This window comes from Terrisporobacter muris (assembly GCF_024621905.1).
Lineage (GTDB): Bacteria > Bacillota > Clostridia > Peptostreptococcales > Peptostreptococcaceae > Terrisporobacter > Terrisporobacter muris.
Genome location: NZ_JANKBY010000219.1, coordinates 1 through 6,088, shown reverse-complemented (window position 1 = coordinate 6,088; position 6,088 = coordinate 1). Strand labels below are relative to the sequence as shown.

General features: G+C 29.4%; 5 protein-coding genes. 2 read left to right on the top strand and 3 right to left on the bottom strand.

The window, feature by feature from the left end; translation table 11 throughout:
• From cuyB to nhaC, 3 genes are all read right to left on the bottom strand, one after another.
• On the bottom strand, positions 1-675 hold a 675-nt coding region (gene cuyB, locus NSA58_RS14275), incomplete at its 3' end, for a cysteate racemase (RefSeq protein ID WP_257560615.1).
• Between the two features lie 76 nt (positions 676-751).
• Positions 752-1,774, bottom strand: a complete 1,023-nt coding sequence (locus tag NSA58_RS14270; protein WP_074079924.1) for a DmpA family aminopeptidase — start codon at positions 1,772-1,774, stop codon at positions 752-754.
• A gap of 27 nt (positions 1,775-1,801) precedes the next feature.
• Entirely contained in the window at positions 1,802-3,259 is a 1,458-nt protein-coding gene (gene nhaC, locus NSA58_RS14265) for a Na+/H+ antiporter NhaC (protein ID WP_074079923.1), read from the bottom strand.
• Positions 3,260-3,549: 290 nt separating this feature from the next.
• Here nhaC and NSA58_RS14260 point away from each other — a divergent pair, with 290 nt between their 5' ends.
• On the top strand, positions 3,550-5,601 hold the full coding sequence (locus NSA58_RS14260) for a sigma-54 interaction domain-containing protein (RefSeq protein WP_074429600.1): 2,052 nt from the start codon (positions 3,550-3,552) through the stop codon (positions 5,599-5,601).
• Positions 5,602-5,677: 76 nt separating this feature from the next.
• A partial coding sequence (locus tag NSA58_RS14255) for a hypothetical protein (RefSeq protein ID WP_257560614.1) occupies positions 5,678-6,088 on the top strand: 411 nt, incomplete at its 3' end.

Genomic DNA, 6,088 nt, shown 5'->3' with positions numbered 1-6,088 from the left:
AATAGCTTTTTTTATAGCTGCTTTAGCTAAAATTTCAGTTGGATCAATATAATTCCCTGATAAATTTAATAGTTCAAATGCAATAGGCAATTCCGTACACCCTAAAATAACATACTCAACATCTTTATGGCGTAAATCAGATAAAACCTTTTGAATTTTTTTCATATCAAATTCTTTTTTACCTTTTTTTATTCCATAAATTAAATCCATTATAATATTTTGATTTTCATCACTTGGCTTAATAACATCAATATTGTAATTTTTAAAAATATTATCATATATTTTTGCATTTATAGTTCCTGTAGTCGATAGTAAGCCAACCTTTTTAATATTTTTATTATTAATATAGTTTGCAGTCTCTTCAATCATATTTATAAAAGGTATAGAAACATTGTTAATTATATCATTGTAAAAGTAATGAGCTGTGTTACAAGGCATAATTAAAAAGTCTGCTCCCATATTTTTTAGTCTTTTAGCTGATTTAACCAGTTCGTCTATAGGATTCTCACCATCTCCAAGTATATAGCTAGTTCTATCTGGTATGTACGTATTGTTATCAATCAAAATATGAATATGGTCATTGTCACATTTTGCATCTGTTAAATTTACTATCTTTCCAAATAAATCCACTGTTGCAAGGGGACCCATTCCCCCAATAATACCAACCGTCTTCATTTTGCACCTCTTTATTTTTCAATTTATATAATCATAAATTATATTTATAAGTATTTTATTTGTAGATATATATTTTTTATAAATAATCAGTTAAGCTTTTTCTTTCGTTATTATCTCTACCTACCGTAGTTTTTGCATGTAACATAGAGCTTACAACAGATTCTTCTACAGATTCAACAACTGCCCTAAACACAAAATCTATTTTATTTTCATGTATCATTTTTATGTTCATCACGTCAGATTCTTCATAATGTTTTACTTTATTAGCTGTAGTAAAAGATATGGCTATATCTCCACTTCCATTTCCTAAGTAAGAACCTGTTCTACCAAGGCCTATGGCAGCTCTTTTAGAAATTCTCTTAAGTTGTCTTTCGCTAAGAGGTATATTCGTACCTATTATAATTATTATTGAACCTTTTTCCATTTCAAACTTGTCTAACTTATCTATTTCCTCACCAAGTTTTCTACCATCCAGTATGAAATCTGGCTTCAGTCCAAAGTTAGAAAGTACTAAAGTTCCTAAAACATATTCTTTCCCATCCAGTTCAACAACTCTTGAAGAAGATCCAATACCGCCCTTTAATTGAAAACAACTCATTCCTGTTCCTGCACCTACTGAACCTTCTTCAAAATCCTCTTTTGCATTTTCTATGGCTTCAAAAACATGATCTTCTTTTACATGAAGTCCTCTTATATCGTTTAAAAATCCATCATTACATTCAACTACTACTGAATTAACAGTTCCTGTGGTTTTTCCTATATCATCATTCTGTTCTAACATATATTTTACTAATCCAGTTGCTGCTGTACCAACACTTAAAGTATTTGTCATTATTATTGGTGTTTCTATTGTCCCTAATTCATCTATTTGTACCAGTCCTAAACTTTTTCCAAATCCATTTATTACGCTGGAAGATGCCATTACCTTTTCTTTAAACATATTTCCGCCATGTGGAAGTATTGCTGTTACTCCTGTTTTTATTTCCCCATGATTTAATGTAACATGACCTACCTTAACACCAGGAACGTCTGTTATAAGATTTTTTTGCCCTTTTTTTATTCTTCCTAAGTTTATATCTGAATCAAAATTTATTCCCATGATTACCTCCTAATAAAATTATCTATTTTACGCTATTATGCCTTCACTATCTTCTAATCCTAATTCTTTTACATACTCTTCGTATTCTTCATCAGTTAATCTTCTTACACCGATTCCAGTAATAGCAATAACCACGCCTATTAGTACAACAGCATAGTTTACTATTGCCCAAGGAGCATAAGCTGCTGCCATTACCCCTAGTGTACTTTGCATATAAATACCATTTGAACTCCATGGAAGAATTGCTAAGAAAGTAGTTCCTATATCTTCACAAATTCTTGAAAGATTGGCTGGATGTAATCTTCTTTTTACAAATTCCCCTCTAAACATTTCTCCTGTAACAACTAAAGTAACATTAACACTTCCTGTCGATACACCTAATATCATGGCAACTATTGAACTTGCAAACATTAGTCCACGCTCAGACTTAACGCTTTTTAATATACTTGTTAATAGTATTTCCAAGAACTTAGTTACATTCATAACTCCAGCAAATGCCATTGCAATAAATCCAAGAATTGCTGTTGGTCCCATTGCGTTTATACCACCACGATTAAGTAGTTGTATAATTTCAGGAAGTACTTCTCCTTCGTATCCCAACATAGTTACGTCAAACCCTTTTATTATTGCTGTACATGCATCTGCAAAATCTAAACCTTGTATTAAAGATCCCATTACCATAGATACTAAAGTTGCTATAACTAAAACTGGTATTGTTGGCCACTTTTTAACCGCACCAAATACTATTAATGATGGTGGTAATAAAAGTAGTATATTAAAATTATACATCTCTTTTAATTGACTTGATAATAGCACTATACTTTCTGGTGTTGTAAATTCTGTAGTCATACTAGTCCCTGCAAAGAAGTACACTCCTATAGCTATTATAGCTGCTGGTACTGTTGTCCATAGCATTTGTCTAACATGATCATAAACACTGCACCCTACTATTGTAGCTGTTAAATTTGTTGTATCTGATAATGGAGAGTTCTTATCTCCAAACATTGCTCCACCTACAACTGCACCTGCAACTACTGGAAGTGACACTCCAAGAGCTGATGCTATACCTATCATCGCAACTCCAACAGTGCCTGCAGATGCCCAAGAGCTACCTGTTACTGTTGAAACTAATGCTACAATTATAAAAGCTGTTGGTGCTAAAAACTTTGGACTTATTAACTCCATTCCATAATATATAATCATAGGTACTATTCCAGAGAATATCATAGCTGCTATCAGACCACCCACACATAACATTGTAAGTATAGCTGGCATTGATGCTGCAATTCTATCCATCATACCCACTTGGATTTCATCCCATGAATACCCAAGCCCATAAGCAATAGCTGCTGAAAATGCAACTGATATCAATAATATTGCTTCCATTCTTATACTAAAAATTGTATTACCTAATATTAATGCTACTATAACAAATAAAATTGGCAACGACGCCACAAACAAGTTGGCTTTTTTCTTTTCTCTCATTCTTTATCCTCCTAAAAATTTTAATTAAAATAAATCTATTTGTTGATATTATTTTTCTCATATTTCTTTTATTAAGCAATTGTCGTGCCAAGTTTTATTATTTTCAAATAGTTTTTTATATAATGTGTTTTTCCCAATAAACCTTATATATTTTATTATTTTTCTGAAAAGTTTTTATTTTTGAAATTCTTATTTTACAATCATTTACAAATTTTCACTTTAATTTTATAATGGGTTATTATAATCATCCATTAAACACATTTTCAACCATTATAAAAGGAGATTTCCACATGAAAAAATCATTAATAATAGTTACAGGATCAGAATCTACTAGGGATTCTTTACATGCTCAATTGAATGAATATATTCCCCAAGAAATTGAGATTACTTCTTATTCTTTGGAACTTATAAATATAAATCATCTTGAATGCGATATTCTTTTAGTTTCAAGTAATGATGCTCTAGCTCATCTAAAAAGTAAAAATATTACTTACAATTCAGAGCATCTAATTATAGCTAAAAGAACTATAAACTTTGATAATATAGATTTAATTGTTCCCATACCATCAAACACGGATGTGCTTCTTGTAAACGATACAGAGTCTTCTACTCACGAAGCTATAGAGATATTAAAAAACCTTGGTATTGATTATCTAAACTACATCCCTTATTACCCTGGCTTGAATGGTGTTTTTGATAAGGTTAGCATTGCTATAACCATAGGAGAGCTGGATAAAGTTCCGTCTTTTGTTGATAAGATTTATAATCTAGGCACAAGAATTATAGATTTTCAGACTATTGCTGAAGTATTAAACTGTGCTGGAATACTTATCTCCAATGCAGAAAGCTTCTCCAATAAATACTTACAAAAAATTATAAATGTGGCAAAAAGGCTTACCATCTCATCAAATGAAAATGCAAAACTTGTTAAACATCTAGGGATTGCCTTAGACGGTATTAATGAGGGAATTTTAGTTATTAATTCTTCTGATAAAAATATTTCCGTTTTGAATGGTAATTTAAGAAACATACTTGGATTAAATCATTCTAATTTTGTTAATAAAAATATTTATTCTATTATAACTAACAAAGAAATTTTAGACTTTATCTTTTGTGACTTTGAAGAAGATGAGAAAATAGTAAATATAAATAATAATGAAATTCTTCTGAGTAAGTTTTATGAATTTCAAAATGATTCCATTGTAGTTACTTTTAAGAGTATAAAAGAAACTATACTTGCCAATGAAAAAATGATTAAAGAACTTAGAAAGAAAGGTTTTTATGCAAAATACAATTTTGATGATATTGTAGGTGAGTCACAAGAAATCACTAAAGTAAAAAATACCTTAAAAAAACTTAGTCATAGTAATCTTACTATCCTTCTAGATGGTGAAAGTGGTTCCGGAAAAGAACTCTTTGCAAGTGCTATCCATAATGAATCTGATAGAAAAAATGGTCCATTTTTAGCAATTAACTTTAGTTCTTTAAATGATGAGCTAATTGAAAGTGAGCTTTTTGGATATGAAGAAGGATCATTTACTGGTGCTAGAAAAGGTGGAAAAGAGGGATTCTTTGAGTTGGCAAAAGGTGGCACAATCTTTCTTGATGAAATAGGGGATATATCTCTAAAGATGCAATCAAGGCTTCTTAGAGTTCTTCAAGAAAAAGAAATCATAAAAATTGGAGGTCATGAAATTAAGCCTATTGATGTTAGAATTATTGCCGCTACAAATAAAAATTTATTTGAAATGGTACAGAAAAATGAATTTAGAAAAGACTTATTTTATCGATTAAAAATGGGATATGTTAAGATTCCTCCTTTAAGGGATAGAAAATCTGATTTGCCTCTTCTTATTCACACTTTTGTAAATAAAGAATCTAACTATACTTATAGTATTACCCCCGAAGCAATAAGAGAACTATGCAAATATAACTGGCATGGAAATATCAGAGAACTTCAAAATACTATTAGCTATATGATTGCTATGTCTAATAATAATATATTAACATCAGATGATGTCCCTGAACGAGACTTTTTCCAGGGTGACTTCCAAGATGATTTGGATTGTACTTATGACTTTTTTATGAATAAAAGTCATAATCCTATTGATAATATACAAAGTGAAATGCTAATTACTATTTATAAGTACAACCTAAATAGAAATATCATTGGAAGAAAAATTCTTTTAGAGTCTTTAGGTTATAAGTACAATTTAAGTGAATATTCCATTAGAAAAAACCTTTCTTATCTAGAAAATTTAGGTTACATATCTTTATCTAAAGGTAAAATAGGAATAGTTTTAACTGAGTTAGGAAAAAATTATATTAAATTGTCGAAATAGCATTTTTTTGATAATATTATAATTAGATTAATAATGAAATATAATTATAAAGTAAATTTGGGGGTAATATTTGAGTATGGATAGCATAATGGGGGATAAACTAATAGTTCAAAAAGAAAAGAATCTTTTTATAAAAATAATCAGTGGTATTGTAATTCTATCTGTAATACTTATCGCTAGAATTTTCATTAAATTAAGCTTAGTGAATAATGATATGGAATTAATCATAGTCTTTATGGAGACTTTTGGACTTATTTTTTCAATACTAGCTTGTACTAGTTTTGTAATTTCCTACAAAAGAATAAAAAATGATAGTATATTTATTATTTCTTTAATGTATTTAACGCTCACTATTAGTGTAGCATTTCAATATATGAACTATTTTAATACATTTTATAATAAATTTGAAGATTATAATTATGATACTATTACCTCTTGGGTACTTAAATCTTTTTTAATTATAATAGCTTTATTACCAGAAAATAAG

Coding starts and splice junctions, on each gene's coding strand:
- NSA58_RS14270 (WP_074079924.1), bottom strand. CDS start 1,774: ATGGGAATAAATTTTGATTCAGATATAAACTTAGGAAGAATAAAAAAA.
- nhaC (WP_074079923.1), bottom strand. CDS start 3,259: ATGAGAGAAAAGAAAAAAGCCAACTTGTTTGTGGCGTCGTTGCCAATT.
- NSA58_RS14260 (WP_074429600.1), top strand. CDS start 3,550: ATGAAAAAATCATTAATAATAGTTACAGGATCAGAATCTACTAGGGAT.